This is a genomic window from Streptomyces sp. DH37 (genome assembly GCF_029813835.1).
Lineage (GTDB): Bacteria > Actinomycetota > Actinomycetes > Streptomycetales > Streptomycetaceae > Streptomyces.
This window is the reverse complement of sequence record NZ_JARVKV010000157.1, coordinates 1-603: the sequence shown is the minus strand read 5'-3', so window position 1 is coordinate 603 and position 603 is coordinate 1. Positions and strand designations below refer to the sequence as shown.

Genomic DNA, 603 nt, shown 5'->3' with positions numbered 1-603 from the left:
ACCCCACCCCGGCCGAGTTCAACGTGCGCGTCCTGCTCGGCGCGGTTTTCGCCGCCCTGTTCGTTGCGCCCTACGCGCTCGGGCCGAGGGAGGGCGGGACGCTGCTGTCTACGCGGCCCGCGATGTTGGCCGGGCGCTGGTCATACTCCGTGTTCCTGTGGCACATGGCGGTGCTGGACCTGGTGTTTCCGGTGCTCGGGGTGCCCGTCTTCGGCGGACACTTCTGGCTGGTCCTGGCCGTGACGGCGGCAGCGAGCCTGGCCGTGGGCTACGTCTCCTACGAGCTCGTGGAGGTGCCCGGCGCGCGGGTGATGCGCGCGGCGCTGGCTACTCGTCGCGGTCCGGCCACGCCAGGCACGCCACCGCGAAGCACCCCACAACCGGCAGGAGCGTAGCGCCCGCATAGCTTGCCGACGGCCACGGGGCCCTCGCCACCACCAGCCCGGCGACCACCAGCGCGCCACCGGACAGCCACGCGGACGGCAGTACGGTGAAGCGCCGGATGGCCCACGCGGAGACCGCGGCGACGAGCCCCGCGACCGGGCCGGCGGCGACGGTGGCGAGCAGCGGCGCGTCGCGGTCGACGCGGGGCAGCTCCGGCGG

2 protein-coding genes are annotated in these 603 nt (G+C 74.6%); one reads left to right on the top strand and one right to left on the bottom strand.

Annotated features, from left to right (window positions below):
* Nucleotides 1–395: acyltransferase family protein (locus QC029_RS30460; RefSeq protein ID WP_369281326.1), on the top strand; the 395-nt coding region annotated here is incomplete at its 5' end.
* Here the strand turns inward: QC029_RS30460 and QC029_RS30455 are convergent.
* Nucleotides 328–603, bottom strand: a 276-nt coding sequence (locus QC029_RS30455) for a hypothetical protein (RefSeq protein WP_279559077.1), incomplete at its 5' end; no start/stop codon positions are given. The genes QC029_RS30460 and QC029_RS30455 overlap by 68 nt on opposite strands.